This window comes from Streptomyces yamdrokensis, assembly GCF_053890455.1.
In genome coordinates this window covers 4,889,647-4,904,107 of sequence record NZ_CM132679.1, presented here as the reverse complement: position 1 = coordinate 4,904,107, position 14,461 = coordinate 4,889,647, and the positions used below count along the sequence as shown (strand labels likewise).

The 14,461-nt window shown below is 72.2% G+C and carries 16 protein-coding genes and 1 pseudogene; 12 read left to right on the top strand and 5 right to left on the bottom strand.

Annotated features, from left to right (window positions below; translation table 11 throughout):
* Positions 1-2 precede the first annotated feature (2 nt).
* From ACWZEH_RS21945 to ACWZEH_RS21925, 5 genes and pseudogenes are all read left to right on the top strand, one after another.
* The gene (locus ACWZEH_RS21945) at positions 3-1,550 is read left to right on the top strand and encodes an aldehyde dehydrogenase family protein (RefSeq protein WP_456192820.1); all 1,548 of its coding nucleotides are present in this window, start codon (positions 3-5) and stop codon (positions 1,548-1,550) included.
* The gene (locus tag ACWZEH_RS21940) at positions 1,540-2,487 is read left to right on the top strand and encodes an aldehyde dehydrogenase family protein (RefSeq protein WP_456192819.1); all 948 of its coding nucleotides are present in this window, start codon (positions 1,540-1,542) and stop codon (positions 2,485-2,487) included. The genes ACWZEH_RS21945 and ACWZEH_RS21940 overlap by 11 nt, the downstream gene beginning before the upstream one ends.
* Positions 2,488-3,037: 550 nt before the next feature.
* Positions 3,038-3,217: a hypothetical protein gene (locus tag ACWZEH_RS21935; RefSeq protein WP_456192818.1), complete on the top strand. Its 180-nt coding sequence runs from the start codon at positions 3,038-3,040 to the stop codon at positions 3,215-3,217.
* Positions 3,218-3,278: 61 nt separating this feature from the next.
* Positions 3,279-3,815: a DUF6879 family protein gene (locus tag ACWZEH_RS21930; protein ID WP_456192817.1), complete on the top strand. Its 537-nt coding sequence runs from the start codon at positions 3,279-3,281 to the stop codon at positions 3,813-3,815.
* A pseudogene (locus ACWZEH_RS21925) lies at positions 3,812-4,141 on the top strand (helix-turn-helix domain-containing protein); the annotation flags it as partial. The gene ACWZEH_RS21930 and the pseudogene ACWZEH_RS21925, both read left to right, overlap by 4 nt.
* Positions 4,142-4,277: 136 nt before the next feature.
* On the opposite strand, the gene ACWZEH_RS21920 reads toward ACWZEH_RS21925, so the two are convergent.
* The gene (locus ACWZEH_RS21920) at positions 4,278-4,676 is read right to left on the bottom strand and encodes a hypothetical protein (protein WP_456192816.1); all 399 of its coding nucleotides are present in this window, start codon (positions 4,674-4,676) and stop codon (positions 4,278-4,280) included.
* A gap of 142 nt (positions 4,677-4,818) precedes the next feature.
* Here ACWZEH_RS21920 and ACWZEH_RS21915 point away from each other — a divergent pair, with 142 nt between their 5' ends.
* Entirely contained in the window at positions 4,819-5,493 is a 675-nt protein-coding gene (locus tag ACWZEH_RS21915) for a uridine kinase (RefSeq protein ID WP_456192815.1), read from the top strand.
* 222 nt (positions 5,494-5,715) lie between these two features.
* On the opposite strand, the gene ACWZEH_RS21910 is transcribed toward ACWZEH_RS21915, so the two are convergent.
* Positions 5,716-6,468, bottom strand: a complete 753-nt coding sequence (locus ACWZEH_RS21910) for a SigE family RNA polymerase sigma factor (protein WP_456192814.1) — start codon at positions 6,466-6,468, stop codon at positions 5,716-5,718.
* Positions 6,469-6,739: 271 nt separating this feature from the next.
* On the opposite strand from ACWZEH_RS21910, the gene afsQ1 reads away from it, so the two are divergent.
* From afsQ1 to ACWZEH_RS21885, 5 genes are all read left to right on the top strand, one after another.
* On the top strand, positions 6,740-7,417 hold the full coding sequence (afsQ1, locus tag ACWZEH_RS21905; protein ID WP_042165460.1) for a two-component system response regulator AfsQ1: 678 nt from the start codon (positions 6,740-6,742) through the stop codon (positions 7,415-7,417).
* Positions 7,414-9,165 carry an ATP-binding protein gene (locus ACWZEH_RS21900; RefSeq protein WP_456192813.1) on the top strand — a complete coding sequence of 584 codons (1,752 nt, stop codon included), beginning with the start codon at positions 7,414-7,416 and terminating at the stop codon, positions 9,163-9,165. The genes afsQ1 and ACWZEH_RS21900 overlap by 4 nt, the downstream gene beginning before the upstream one ends.
* Positions 9,166-9,194: 29 nt before the next feature.
* Positions 9,195-9,809, top strand: coding sequence for a hypothetical protein (locus ACWZEH_RS21895; protein WP_456199758.1), 615 nt, complete (start codon positions 9,195-9,197; stop codon positions 9,807-9,809).
* Positions 9,810-9,992: 183 nt separating this feature from the next.
* Positions 9,993-10,574 (top strand): VanZ family protein, encoded by a 582-nt coding sequence (locus ACWZEH_RS21890; protein ID WP_456192812.1) that lies wholly within the window; start codon positions 9,993-9,995, stop codon positions 10,572-10,574.
* A gap of 52 nt (positions 10,575-10,626) precedes the next feature.
* Positions 10,627-10,830, top strand: a complete 204-nt coding sequence (locus ACWZEH_RS21885; RefSeq protein ID WP_456192810.1) for a PspC domain-containing protein — start codon at positions 10,627-10,629, stop codon at positions 10,828-10,830.
* 120 nt (positions 10,831-10,950) lie between these two features.
* On the opposite strand, the gene ACWZEH_RS21880 is transcribed toward ACWZEH_RS21885, so the two are convergent.
* A complete protein-coding gene (locus ACWZEH_RS21880) occupies positions 10,951-11,283 on the bottom strand; it encodes an ATP-binding protein (RefSeq protein WP_456192809.1) in 333 nt (110 codons plus the stop codon).
* 140 nt (positions 11,284-11,423) lie between these two features.
* The gene (locus ACWZEH_RS21875; RefSeq protein WP_456192808.1) at positions 11,424-12,581 is read right to left on the bottom strand and encodes an adenosine deaminase; all 1,158 of its coding nucleotides are present in this window, start codon (positions 12,579-12,581) and stop codon (positions 11,424-11,426) included.
* Between the two features lie 113 nt (positions 12,582-12,694).
* Between ACWZEH_RS21875 and ACWZEH_RS21870 the strand changes: the two genes are divergently transcribed.
* Positions 12,695-13,456 carry an alpha/beta hydrolase gene (locus tag ACWZEH_RS21870; protein WP_456192807.1) on the top strand — a complete coding sequence of 254 codons (762 nt, stop codon included), beginning with the start codon at positions 12,695-12,697 and terminating at the stop codon, positions 13,454-13,456.
* Positions 13,457-13,501: 45 nt separating this feature from the next.
* Here the strand turns inward: ACWZEH_RS21870 and ACWZEH_RS21865 are convergent, their stop codons facing one another.
* Positions 13,502-14,455 (bottom strand): LysR family transcriptional regulator, encoded by a 954-nt coding sequence (locus ACWZEH_RS21865; RefSeq protein WP_456192806.1) that lies wholly within the window; start codon positions 14,453-14,455, stop codon positions 13,502-13,504.
* Positions 14,456-14,461: the final 6 nt, after the last annotated feature.

Here is a 14,461-nt window from a genome sequence, read left to right as displayed (position 1 = left end):
CCATGAGCAAGAAGACCAAGAAGACCAGGACCGCGGTCGCGCAGGCCGCCGAGGCCGGCGGAACCACCCAGGCCACCGCCGCCCAGGCCACCGCCCAGGCCGCCCCCGCACGCTCCTCCGCGTTCGAGTACGCCCCGGCGCCGGAGTCCCGCGCGGTCGTCGACATCGCCCCGTCCTACGGCCTGTTCATCGACGGCGAGTTCACCGGGGCCGCCGACGGCCGGGTCTTCAAGACCGTCAGCCCCGCCACCGAGGAGGTCCTCTCCGAGGTCGCGCAGGCCGGTGAGGCGGATGTGGACCGCGCGGTGAAGGCGGCCGGGAAGGCCTTCGCGACCTGGTCGGCGCTGCCCGGCGCCGAGCGGGCGAAGTACCTGTTCCGCATCGCCCGGATCATCCAGGAGCGCAGCCGCGAGCTGGCCGTCCTGGAGACGCTGGACAACGGCAAGCCGATCAGGGAGACCCGGGACGCCGACCTGCCCCTGGTCGCCGCGCACTTCTTCTACTACGCGGGCTGGGCCGACAAGCTCGAGCACGCCGGCTACGGGGCGAACCCGCGCCCCCTGGGCGTGGCCGGCCAGGTCATCCCGTGGAACTTCCCCCTGCTCATGCTCGCGTGGAAGATCGCCCCGGCGCTCGCGACCGGCAACACGGTCGTGCTGAAGCCGGCCGAGACCACCCCCCTCTCCGCCCTGTTCTTCGCGGACGTCTGCCGCCAGGCGGGCCTGCCCCGGGGTGTCGTCAACATCCTTCCCGGATACGGTGACGCGGGCGCCGCGCTGGTCGCCCACCCGGACGTGCACAAGGTCGCCTTCACCGGCTCCACGGCGGTCGGCAAGCAGATCGCGCGGACCGTCGCCGGCAGCCGCAAGAAGCTCACGCTCGAACTCGGCGGCAAGGGCGCCAACATCGTCTTCGACGACGCCCCGGTCGACCAGGCCGTCGAGGGCATCGTGAACGGCATCTTCTTCAACCAGGGCCAGGTCTGCTGCGCGGGTTCCCGCCTGCTGGTCCAGGAGTCGATCCAGGACGAGCTGCTGGACGCCCTCAAGCGCAGGCTCTCCACGCTGCGGCTGGGCGACCCGCTGGACAAGAACACCGACATCGGCGCGATCAACTCCGCCGAGCAGCTCGCGCGGATCACCTCGCTCGTCGAGCAGGGCGAGGCCGAGGGCGCCGAGCGCTGGTCCCCTGCCTGCGAACTCCCCGAGAACGGCTACTGGTTCGCGCCGACACTGTTCACGGGCGTCACCCAGGCACACACGGTCGCGCGGGACGAGATCTTCGGCCCGGTGCTGTCCGTGCTCAGCTTCCGGACCCCGGACGAGGCCGTCGCCAAGGCCAACAACACGCCGTACGGCCTGTCGGCGGGCATCTGGACGGAGAAGGGCTCCCGCATCCTGGCCGTCGCGAACAGGCTCCGTGCGGGTGTCGTCTGGTCCAACACGTTCAACAAGTTCGACCCCACCTCGCCGTTCGGCGGCTACAAGGAGTCGGGATTCGGCCGCGAGGGCGGCCGCCACGGCCTGGAGGCGTACCTCGATGTCCGATAAGACCGACAAGACCGACAAGAACGTGAAGGCCGGCGGGGCCGGGACGGCCGGGCAGCCGCGGCTGAGCGTCCTCAAGACCTACAAGCTGTACGTCGGCGGGAAGTTCCCGCGTTCGGAGAGCGGCCGGGTGTACGAGGTGACGGACTCACAGGGCACATGGCTCGCCAACGCCCCGCTGTCGTCCCGCAAGGACGCCCGTGACGCGGTGGTCGCCGCCCGCAAGGCGTTCGGCGGCTGGTCGGGGGCGACGGCGTACAACCGCGGTCAGGTCCTCTACCGCGTCGCGGAGATGCTGGAGGGCCGCAGGGAGCAGTTCGTGTGGGAGGTCGCCGACGCGGAGGGCCTGTCGAAGGACCGGGCGGAGGCCCAGGTGGACGCGGCGGTGGACCGCTGGGTCTGGTACGCGGGCTGGACGGACAAGATCGCCCAGGTCTTCGGCGGCGGAAACCCGGTCGCGGGCCCGTTCTTCAACCTGTCGTCCCCCGAACCGACCGGCGTGGTCACGGTCCTGGCCCCTCAGGAGTCGTCCTTCCTGGGCCTGGTCTCGGTTCTCGCCCCGGTGATCGCGACCGGCAACACCGCGGTCGTCATCGCCTCGGAGAAGGCCCCGCTCCCGGCGCTCTCGCTCGGCGAGGTCCTGGCCACCTCCGACGTGCCCGGCGGCGTGGTCAACATCCTGTCCGGCCGTACGGCGGAGATCGCCGCGCCGCTGGCCTCGCACCAGGACGTCAACGCGATCGACCTCGCGGGCGCCGACGAGGCACTCGCGAAGGAACTGGAGATCGCCGCGGCCGACAACCTCAAGCGCGTCCTGCGTCCACAGCCTGTGGGCGACTGGTCGGCGACGCCGGGGACGGACCGCATGACGGCGTTCCTGGAGACCAAGACGGTCTGGCACCCGACGGGTTCCCTGGGCGCGTCGGGCTCCGCGTACTGACGCCCCTTCCCCATCACTCGACGCCAACCCCACAAACCAGGCCGCGGCCCCTCTCGTCCAGAGGAGCCGCGGCCTTGTTCGAAGAGTCTCCGGTCACTGCCCCAGGGCGGTCCGCGTCGCACCTCCATGCCGCGTGACCCGCGGTCGACGGCACACGCGCTGACAGCTCTGTCACGGAGCACTCTGGGACGTCCCACTGACAACGCGCACAAAACCCGTCACGCAGGGTACGGCGAGGGGGCCCGATACAGCCAAGACTCCGACGCGGCACCCGGGTTCGGCACCGCACACGGCGGCCCACGGGCCGTCCGACCTGCCTGCGCACCCGGCCGACCGCCACGCTCCGACAGGAGGCAAAGGGCCGGCCTCCTTCCAGCACCGGACAGCCCGGGGCGTCTCCGTCCCACGCCGCCCCGCACGCCCCGGCATGGCATCCGTTGCCGGCAATCAACACGTCCGGAGCCACTCGGTGCAATCTCCCGCAATTCACGAGCAGCCCCTCGCGATCCGCAGCATCCTGGACGTCCGACAGCCAGAACGGAGAACCCCCGTGACGCTCAGGTTCATCGGCACCACTTCAAAGAACGGCAACTGCCCCACTCTGTACGGGATCGTCGAGACCGGCGAGATCCTCGTACAGGCCGACCGCGAGACCGACCCCGAGCATCTGGCCCAGCTCCGGGACGTCAGGCCCTCGGAGACGTTCGTACGCATCCCCGCGAGTTGCTGACCCGTTTCGTGCCCGGTCCCGCCTCCCCGGCCGCCGCCGCGCCGACGAAGGAGTAGACCGCGTGCCAGGCCTGGTCACGTTCGACGAGATCACCCACCTCTTCACCGGCTTCCAGCACACCGCTTGGCGCCTTGAGACCCAGCGCGGCTATGCCACCGACAGGGACAGCCCGAACTGGCCCCGCTTCCAGAGAGGCGAGACCTTCGGTTACGACCCGGCCAACCCTTGGCAGGCAGCCGTCCACCGGCAGACGCAGACCGGGAAGCGGTACGAACGGGTGCGCCTCGTCGACGCCCCGCCCACCGAGGGCCAGCGATTCCTCCTCGCCACCGGGCTCGGAAACGTGGCCGCAGGTGAGGACATCCGCAATCTCTGGCGTACTGACGCAGTACGCCTTGGACTACCGGACTACGACTTCTGGCTGTTCGACTCCCGCACCCTGGTGAAGTTCGTCATCGACGACCACGGCGTCACCCTCGGCCTCCGGGTCCTGGAGGACGCCGAGAACGTCGTGCGTGCCTGCCAGGCTCGTGATGCCGCCTGGCATCACGCTGTGCCTACCGGCCAGTTCCAGGCACAGGTACCGTCGGGCAGGTGAGCGCCACCGACTACCAGTCCGGCCGTGAGGCCCTTGGCGCGCGGCTGCGTGAGCTGCGCGCCGAGGCCGGTCTCCAGGGCAAGGAACTGGCCGATCGGCTGGGCCGGCAGCGATCGAAAGTCTCCCGCCTCGAGAATGGGAAGCAGACCGCGACAGCCGCCGACCTCCATGCCTGGACGCAGGCCCTCGGCGTCCCCGCGGAGGAGGCCGACCTCCTGGGCCGGCTGCGTGGCCTGGAGTCCCGGCAACGTTCGTGGCGCCGCCGACTCGCCACCGGACACCGGGCCGTACAGGACCGCTACGTCGCCGCCCGTCCGAACACGTCGACGCGCACTCTGAACAGGGTGGTACGCACCTCCCGCGACAGGCGGACGACCCGCCGGACAGGGGACTGCGGCAGACATACGGAAAGCCGCGCCTTCTCGGGGCAGAGAAGGCGCGGCTCCCCGCATGCCCCGCCGATCAGGCGCCCAGCATCCCCGTCGCCTGGCCTGCGACCGGGATGCCGTCGACCGACTCCGCCTGGGCCACCGGGCCGGTCACCGCCCGCGAGTCCACCGGCTTGAAGTCGGCGACCTGGGTTTCGACGCCGTTGTCGAGCGGGTCGACGCCCGTACCGGCCAGCGGGTTGGGCTTCAGGCCGGAGACCGGACCCGCGACATGGCCGACCGTGCCGGTCAGGGACTGCGCACCGGCCTGCGGGTCGACGGCGCCGAGCGACGCGGGACGCGGCCCCTGGGGCGCCTGGGAGTCCACCGCCGCCGCCGTCGTCGCGCCCGCTCCCAGGGCCACTCCCGCGGTCGCCAGGGCGACCAGGGCGCGCCGGGCGGCCGGCTTCTTGGGTGCTGCGTGTCGGGCCATCGCTGCTGCCACCTCTTGCCTCCACCGGCCGCTCCCGCTGAGTGACCGGACCGACGCGCAGCGTAGTGGAGATGTGGTACGCGCCTCAAAGCGGAGCCGCGCGGTCGTACGGCACCCGGTGGATGCCGCACACTGGTGTCCCGTGAGTTCCCAGTCGCCCTTCTCCGCGCGTGTCGTGCTGCTCTGCGGCCCCTCCGGCTCCGGCAAGTCCCTCCTCTCGGCCCGCTCCGGCCTGCCGGTGCTGCGCCTCGACGACTTCTACAGGGAGGGCGACGACCCGTCGCTGCCCCTCGTGGCGGGCAGTTCCGACATCGACTGGGACCACCCCGGCTCCTGGGACGCGGACGCGGCCGTCGCCGCGATCGACCGGCTGTGCCGTACGGGCCGTACGGATGTGCCCGTCTACGACATCGGCCTGAGCGCCCGTACGGGCGTGTCGCACGTGGACTTCGGCGCGGCCCCGCTGTTCATCGCGGAGGGCATCTTCGCCGCGGAGATCGTCACGCGCTGCGGCGAACTGGGCCTCCTGGCCGACGCGTTGTGCCTGAGCCGGGGGCCGGTGAAGACCTTCCGCCGCCGTTTCCTGCGGGACCTCAGGGAGGGCCGCAAGTCCGTGCCGTTCCTGCTGCGCCGCGGCTGGCGGCTGATGCGGCTGGAGCGGTCGATCGTCAGCCGCCAGACCGCGCTCGGCGCCCACGCCTGCGACCGCGACGAGGCACTGACCCGCCTCGCGGCCGCGCGGGACGGCAGCGGCGGTGGCAGCGGGCGGGCGGGGGCCGATACGAGTGCGGCGCGTACGCCCGCACAGCCCGCGTAGCGCGTAGCCGGCGCGGGCCCCAACACGCACAGAAGCGGGACCGGAAGGCCCCCCGGCCCTCCAGTCCCGCTTCCTTGTGGCTCCCCCGCTCCGCGGTGACGTCCCCCGACGTCCCCGCGTCCCCCGTTACCTGCTCCCCCCGGTTTCCCTCGGCCCCCCTGAGATCCCCCGATCCCCTCGGTTCCCCGTTTTCCCCGTGCCCCCGTGCTTCCCCCCGTACCTTCAGGCGACCAGTTCGCCGAAGGCGTCCTCCTCGTCACGGCCGAAGCTCAGGACCTCGTCGTCGCGCAGCCGGCGGAGCGACCGCCAGATGCTCGACTTCACCGTGCCGACGCTGATGGCGAGGATGTCCGCGATCTCCGGGTCCGTGCGGCCCTCGTAGTAGCGCAGGACCAGCATGGTGCGCTGGAGCTCGGGCAGCCGCGCCAGCGCCTGCCAGAGGACCGCGCGCAGCTCGGTGCCGCGCATCGCGTCCGTGTCGCCCACCGTCTCCGGCAGTTCCTCGGTCGGGTACTCGTTCAGCTTGCGGCGGCGCCACGCGCTGATGTGCAGGTTGGTCATGGTGCGGCGGAGGTATCCGCCGACCGCGGCCTTGTCGCTGATCCGGTCCCACGCCCGGTAGGTCGAGAACAGGGCGCTCTGCAGCAGGTCCTCGGCCTCGAAGCGGTCGCCGGTCAGGTGGTAGGCGGTCGCGTACAGGGAGGCGCGTCGCTCCTGCACGTAGGCGGTGAACTCCGCCTCCGACGGTGAACGGCGCTCCCCCGTCTCCTCCCCGTACCCGCTTCCCCCGTGTGTTTCCCCCGTGTTCCCCGCTCCCCCCGCGGGCGCGTCGATCACCGTCATGAAGCCGGTGTGACGCCCGGTGCCGCGACCGCACCCCCGTTTGGCCGCGGCACCGGCCTTCTCGCCACCCCGGTGCACGTCGTGCAGACGCGTGACAACCGCGCTGTTGCTGATGCCGTGCAGCGTGTTCATCTCGCGCCCCCCGTCGTGGACTTCCGGTGTGTTCGCCTTGCCGTGTCGCCGTGTCGCTGTCCTGCTGATGACGAAAAGCTTGCCCGGGTGACTTCATCACCGTGTCCGCCGACTGTCACAGGCCTGTCACAGGGGTCGGTCGCGGCCCGGAGCCGTCCTCGCACACACCTTCTCCACAGGCGTCGGCGCACGTAGCCGCCTTTATGCGGTCCAGGCGGGCATCTGCCCCCACGGGTCGAACAGGGAGCCCTCCATGGGCCAGAATGAGCCTGTGCCTTCCCTGTTGCTGATCGAGGACGACGACGCCATCCGCACGGCCCTGGAGCTCTCACTGACGCGCCAGGGTCATCGCGTGGCGACCGCTGCCAGTGGTGAGGACGGTCTGAAGCTGCTGCGCGAGCAGCGGCCGGATCTGATCGTGCTGGACGTGAACCTGCCCGGCATCGACGGATTCGAGGTCTGCCGGCGTATCCGGCGCACCGACCAGCTGCCGATCATCCTGCTGACCGCGCGCAACGACGACATCGACGTCGTGGTCGGCCTGGAGTCCGGCGCCGACGACTACGTGGTCAAACCCGTGCAGGGCAGGGTGCTGGACGCCCGGATCCGGGCGGTGCTGCGTCGCGGCGAGCGGGAGTCCACCGACTCGGCGAGCTTCGGCAGCCTGGTCATCGACCGCGCGGCGATGACCGTGACGAAGAACGGTGAGGACCTCCAGCTGACGCCGACCGAGCTGCGCCTGCTGCTCGAGCTGAGCCGTCGTCCGGGCCAGGCGCTGTCCCGGCAGCAGTTGCTGCGGCTGGTGTGGGAACACGACTACCTGGGCGACTCGCGCCTCGTGGACGCCTGCGTCCAGCGGCTGCGCGCCAAGATCGAGGACGTGCCGTCGTCCCCGACGCTGATCCGTACGGTGCGGGGTGTCGGCTACCGGCTGGACCCGCCTCAGTGACACACGAGCACCAAGAGCACCAGGAACACCACGGCGGGCCCCGCGGCTGGTCCGCGGCGCGCAAGGGCATCTGGTCACGGCTGCGGTTCACCAGCCTGCGGCTGCGGCTCGTCGTCGTGTTCGGGCTGGTCGCGCTCACCGCCGCGGTGTCCGCGTCCGGCATCGCGTACTGGCTCAACCGCGAGGCGGTGCTCACCCGCGCCCAGGACGCGGTCCTCGGCGACTTCGAGCAGGAGATGCAGAACCGGGCGGGCGCGCTGCCCGGGCATCCGACGCAGGACGAACTGCAGCACACGGCGGGCCAGATGGCCAACAGCAGCCAGCGGTTCTCGGTGCTGCTGATCGCCGAGGACCCCCAGGGCCGTACCGTGTACGGCAGTTCGGGCGGACTGAGCGGCTTCTCGGTGCAGGACGTGCCTCTCTCGTTGCGCGAGGCGGTGGACGAGCGGCAGAAGATTACCTCGACCAACAAGTACGCGTACCACCTGTACTGGCAGCGGATCGTCCGGGGCGACACCCCCTACCTGGTGGCGGGCACCCGGACGATCGGCGGCGGGCCGACCGGTTACATGCTCAAGTCGCTCGAGCCGGAGGCCAAGGACCTCAACTCGCTCGCCTGGTCGCTGGGGATCGCCACCGGGCTCGCGCTGATCGGCTCCGCGCTGCTGGCGCAGGCCCTGGCGACGACCGTGCTGAAGCCGGTGCAGCGGCTCGGGACGGCCGCCCGGCGGCTCGGCGAGGGCAGGCTGGACACCCGGCTGCAGGTCTCGGGCACGGACGAACTCGCCGACCTGTCGAGAACGTTCAACAAGGCGGCCGAGGCACTGGAGAAGCGGGTGGCCGACATGGCCGCCCGGGACGACGCGTCCCGCCGGTTCGTCGCGGACATGAGCCACGAGCTGCGCACCCCGCTGACCGCGATCACGGCGGTGACGGAAGTCCTCGAGGAGGAGCTGGAGTTCGAGGGCGGTGGCATCGACCCGATGATCGAGCCCGCCGTACGGCTCGTGGTCAGTGAGACGCGGCGACTCAACGACCTGGTCGAGAACCTGATGGAGGTCACCCGCTTCGACGCGGGCACCGCCCGTCTCGTCCTCGACGACGTCGACATCGCCGACCAGATCACCGCCTGCATCGACGCCCGTGCCTGGCTGGACGCGGTCGAACTGGACGCGGAGCGCGGCATCCACGCCCGGATCGACCCGCGTCGGCTGGACGTGATCCTCGCCAACCTCGTCGGCAACGCCCTCAAGCACGGCGGCTCGCCGGTGCGGGTGTCGGTGCGCGAGGAGCGCGGGGACGGGAGCGGAGGCGGCCGCGCGGGCGGCGCGGGGGCAGGCGCGGTCGACAGCACGGGAACGGCCGACGAGCCTGGCTTCGCAAGCGGCTCCGAGGGCGCGGGCACGGTGGTCATCGAGGTGCGGGACCAGGGACCGGGCATTCCCGAGGACGTCCTGCCGCACGTCTTCGACCGCTTCTACAAGGCCAGCGCCTCCCGGCCGCGCTCCGAGGGCAGCGGGCTCGGGCTGTCCATCGCGATGGAGAACGCCCATGCCCACGGCGGTGGGATCACCGCCGCCAACGCCCCCGGGGGCGGCGCGGTGTTCACGCTGCGGCTGCCGCGCGACGTCTCCGCGCTGACGGAGCGGGACGCCGGGGCCGCGCGGGAGAGCGCGGGCGGCGCCTCCGGGAAGGCCGGTGGCGGCAAGGGCGGCACCCGGCGTGAGCGCGCCGAGGGGGACGCGTGATGACCGTACGTCCGACGAAGACGAGCCCGATGCGCGTACGCCGCTTCCCCGGGCTGCTCGCCGCCACCGCGCTCGGTGTGCTGCTCTCAGGGTGCGGGATCCGGGCCACCGAGGTACCGACCGACTTCGGTCCGGCGCCCTCCCGGGTGCGCTGTCCGCAGGCCGAGGCGGACGGGGCCCCGCCGCCCGCGCGGGGCCTGCCGGCGCAGGTGTTCCTGCTCTGCGGCTCGTCCCTGGTGGCCGTCGACCGGACGGTACGCGTGCCGGAGGGCGCGGCGGACTCCGGGCAGCGGCGCGCCCGGGTGGCGCAGGGGCTGCTGGACCAGCTCTCCGCGCCGCCGACGTCGGCCGAGAAGGAGGCCGGGTACACCACGAACGTACGGGGCGGGATGACCGTGAGCGGTCCGCGGTCCGGCGACCCGGGGGACACGCTGCGTCTGAGCGTCCCGCCGGGGAGCCTGACGTCCTACGCGCTCGCGCAGATCGTCTGCACGTTCTCCGACTCGGCGGCGGCCGAGGGCGACGGCTCGGTGATCCTGGGCGGCCAGGACGACGAGCGACCGCGCCGCTACCGGTGCACCGACGAGGTCCGGGCCCGGCCCGGCAACACGGAGCCCCCGTCCACGGCGGCCACCGGCGGGTGACGCCGAACCCGGACGGGTGAAGCGCCCCGAGCGCGTCGGGCTCCCTCCGGGGCGGCTCTGGGACAGGCGCGGGGCCCGGGCGGGCCGGTACGCGACCGGTGCACCGCGCCGTGGCGCATGCCTCACCCGACTGACGGGGTCCCGCGCGGAACCGATCCTGCCGGGGGCCGCGTCTAGGGGTTCGTGCAGCGTCAAGGCCCCGTCGGCGGCACCGCCGCGTTCCGTATCCGTGTGACAGGAGGTCTCCTCCTGGCCGGGTATCTCGTGTTCGTCGCCTGGTGCACGCTGCGCCCTCTGCAGGTCCCCTGGGTGATGCCCGCCAATCTGCGCCCCTTCGACGGCCTCCGGGCGGATTTCGCGCTGGGCTGGGCGACGGGGGTCCGCCGGGTCGCCGAGGGACTGGCGCTGTTCGCGCCGCTCGGTGTGCTGCTGCCGATGACGGGGGGCAGGCTGACCGTCTCACCGGTGGGTTCGCTGATCCGCACCATGACCGCCGCGGCACTGCTGTCGCTGGGCATCGAGATGCTGCAGACCGGGGTGCCGGGACGGGTCGTGGACGTCGACGCGCTGATGCTGAACACCCTGGGCGCGGCCCTCGCGCACGCCGCCCTGGTGCCGGCGGGGCGTGCCTGGCTGCGCCGCCGGGCCCTGCGCCGGGCCGGGACGGGGATTCGCCGGGAGGAGCCGGCTCAGGGTCGGACCCCGACGATTGCCAGGGTTGGGATCGCCCCGTGGAGTGACGCTTTGCCCCCTTCGTCTCCGTAACGTGGGGTACACGGAAAGAGTCACTCGACAGCACGACACGAAGGAGTCCACGATGTCCCGCCTCGCCCGCCCCACCGACAACCGCGTGATCGGCGGCGTGTGTGCCGCGCTGGCCCGCCGCTTCGGCACCTCCGCGACCACGATGCGGATCGTCTTCGTGGCCTCGTGCCTGCTCCCCGGCCCGCAGTTCCTGCTCTACATAGCGCTGTGGATCCTGTTCCCCTCGGAGAACAAGGTCCAGACGAGCGCCTGGTGAGGCCCGCGGCCCCGCGCCGCCCTCCCCATGAGCACACCGATGGGGCGCCCCGGGTCCGGGGGCGCCCCATCGGTCGCGGGTCCGCAGGGGAACGGCCCGGGCGGGATGCCCCTGTGGACGTCAGCCGACGGGGAAGCCGTTGACGGAGCCCTGCAGCGGCAGGCCGCCGAGCAGACCGGCGACCGGCTGCGTCGGACCGTCGGCGAGCCGCTGCTCGACGACCGGCCGGGCGGCCGTCATGCCCGCGCCTGCCGCCTGCAGACCGGTCTCCGCCGCCTGCTCCGTACTCGGCAGCGCGGAGAGGTTCTCGGCCGGGAGGGCCTGGGTGGCGGTGTCCAGCGCGGGGAGAGCGTCCGGGACGGCCGGGGCCGCGGTGGCGGCACCCGCACCGGCGACGGCGAAGGCGGCACCGAGCGCGGCGACACCGAGGGTCTTGGCAGCAGACTGCTTCATGAAGATGTGTCCTCGACGTGGGATACGGGGATGTGAGCGGTCCGGCGACCGTAATCAGACGGGACCACCGGCCGCAAACAGCGGAATGCGGACGAATGGTGAACGCCGCCCGTGCGTCCGCTGCCCGGAAATTCTCCCGGTCACCCCTCCGAGGCGACAGAACCGCTGGTGGAGGCGGTCTGACGGAACAGCCATTCGGATTTCAGCTCGGCGTAACCGGGCTTGATGACGTCATTGATCATGGCGAGTCGTTCGTCGAAAGGAATGAACGCCGATTTCATCGCATTGACGGAGAACCACTGCATGTCGTCGAGCGTGTAGCCGAACGCGTCGACCAGGTGCTCGAACTCCTGGCTCATGCTCGTGTGCGACATGAGCCTGTTGTCGGTGTTCACCGTGGCACGGAAATGCAGCCGGCGCAGCAGGCCGATGGGGTGCTCGGCGTACGAGGCCGCCGCCCCGGTCTGCAGGTTGGAGCTGGGGCACAGCTCCAGCGGGATGCGCTTGTCCCGGACGTAGGAGGCGAGCCGGCCGAGCTCGACCGTGCCGTCGTCGTGCACCTGGATGTCGTCGATGATGCGCACCCCGTGCCCGAGCCGGTCGGCGCCGCACCACTGGAGGGCCTGCCAGATGGACGGGAGCCCGAAGGCCTCGCCGGCGTGGATCGTGAAGTGGTTGTTCTCGCGCTTGAGGTACTCGAAGGCGTCGAGGTGCCGGGTGGGAGGGTAACCGGCCTCGGCGCCCGCGATGTCGAAGCCGACGACGCCCAGGTCCCGGTAGCGGTTGGCGAGTTCGGCGATCTCCAGGGCGCGGGCCGCGTGCCGCATGGCGGTGAGCAGCGCGCCGACACGGATGCGCCGGCCGTCCCGTCCGGCACGCCGCTCCCCTTGCCGGAAGCCCTCGTTGACCGCTTCGACGACCTCTTCGAGGGTCAGCCCGCCCTCGAGGTGCTGCTCGGGCGCGTAGCGCACCTCGGCGTAGACGACACCGTCCGCCGCCAGGTCCTCGGCGCACTCGGCGGCCACCCGCACCAGGGCGTCCCGCGTCTGCATGACGCCGACGGTGTGCGAGAACGTCTCCAGGTACCGCTCCAGGGAACCGGAGTCGGCGGCCTCCCGGAACCAGAGGCCGAGCTTGTCCGGGTCGGTCTCGGGGAGTTGGGTGTAGCCGCCCTCGCGGGCCAGGTCGACGACGGTGCCGGGGCGCAGGCCGCCGTCGAGATGGTCGTGCAGCAGAACCTTGGGCGCCCGGCGGATCTGGTCCCCGGCCGGGGTGTTCACAGTGCTCTGGCTCGTCATCTCGGCACTCTAACGCCTACGCGCGTAGATCGCCCGGCGTGCGCATCTGCCGATATCCAACGGTGACCGCACGGCAGGGTCCCGTACACCGTTGCTTCTGACACTGTTCTGTCATGGCACAGCAAGCGACGCCGGTTCGCGGGGCACGGCTGGGGAGGGCGCTCGGCCCGGAGCCGAAGGCGGTGAGCGGCGTGGTACTGCTGCTGCCCGGCGGCGATCCGGTCTCCGGCCGCAGACCGTCCCCCCTGGTGGCGACCGCCTCCGTACGCGCGCTGGGACGCCGTCTGGGCCGCGCGGGCCGGGCCGAGCAACTCGCCGTCCACGTCGTCCACTACCGCTGTCGGGGCTGGAACGGCAGCGAGGCGCATCTCGCGCGGGACGCCGTCTGGGCCGCCGACGAGGCCGTGCGGCGCTACGGGGACGTTCCCGTGTGCCTGGCCGGCCCCGGCATGGGCGGCAGGGCGGCCCTGCGCGCGGGCGGTCACGAGGCCGTCGGCTCCGTGCTGGCGCTGGCCCCCTGGCTGCCCGAGGAGGATGTGGCCGCACCACCCGAACCGGTGAAACAACTGGCCGGACGGCAGGTGCTGATCGTGCACGGCACGCACGACACCCGGGCCGACCCCGAGCTGTCCTTCCGGCTGGCGGCGCGGGCGAAGAAGGCGAACCGGAACGTGTGCCGCTTCGAAGTGCACGCCGACGGGCACGGGCTGCACCAGTACCGGGACGAAGTACTGGCGCTGTGCGAGGACTTCGTGATGGGGACGTTGTTCGGACGGGCGCTGTCGCGCCCGGTGCGGGACGCTCTGGCGGCACCTCCGCCGCTGGGGCTGCGGATGCCGCTGGCCTCGGGGTTCGGTACGTCGTTACGACGGTAGGCGGCCGCGGCCGTACGCACCCGGGTGCCCGGGGGCGGGTGCCGGTCAGTCCGGGAGCAGGCGGCCGCGCCGCGACAGCAGGAACTTCTTGAACGCCGACACCGGCGGGGTGTCCGGCCGCCCCGCCGGCCAGGCGACGCCGATCTCACGGGCCGCCCGCGGCGAGGTGACGGTCAGTTCCACCACACCGGGGCGGGGCACGGCCGGCGGGGGCAGCAGGGCGACGCCGAGCCCGGCCGCGACCAGACCCCGCAGGGTCTCCGCCTCCTCGCCCTCGAAGGCGACCCTGGGCCGGAACCCGGCCTGGGCGCAGAGGTCGTCGGTGATGCGGCGCAGACCGTAACCGGGTTCCAGCGTAACGAAGTTCTCGTCGGCGGCCTCGGCGAGGCGGATCCGGCGACGGACGGCGAGCCGGTGGTCGGCGGGGACGACCAGGCGCAGCTTCTGCTCGTCCAGGCGGCGGGCGACGAGGTCGGGGGCGTCCGGGACCGGGGAGGTCAGGCACAGGTCGAGCTCGCCCGCGCGAAGGCCCTCCAGCATGGCCTCGCCGTAGTTCTGGACGAGGCTGAAGCGGATGCGCGGGTGATCGGCGCGGAAGGCGTGCAGCAGACCGGGCACGGTCCCGGCGCCCATGGTGTGCAGGAACCCGAAGGCGACCTTGCCGGTGGCCGGGTCGGCGTCGGCGCGGACCTCGTCGGCGGCCCGCTCGATCTCGGCGAGGGCCCGTTCCACGGAGGCGAGGAAGGTGCGGCCGGCGGGGGTGAGGGAGAGGGTCCGGCCGTGACGGGCGAACAGGTCGACGCCCAGGTCCCGTTCGAGGCGGACGACGGACCGGGAGAGCGTGGACTGCGGTACCTGCAGCTCCTGGGCGGCACGGGTGACATGCTCCGTGCGGGCGACGCCGGCGAAGTGGACGAGGCGCGGCGCGAGCAGCGCGACGATGTCCTCCGTGTCACTGGACGGTGACAGCCGACCCGGTGACCTCTGCTGATGCCGCATGGGAAC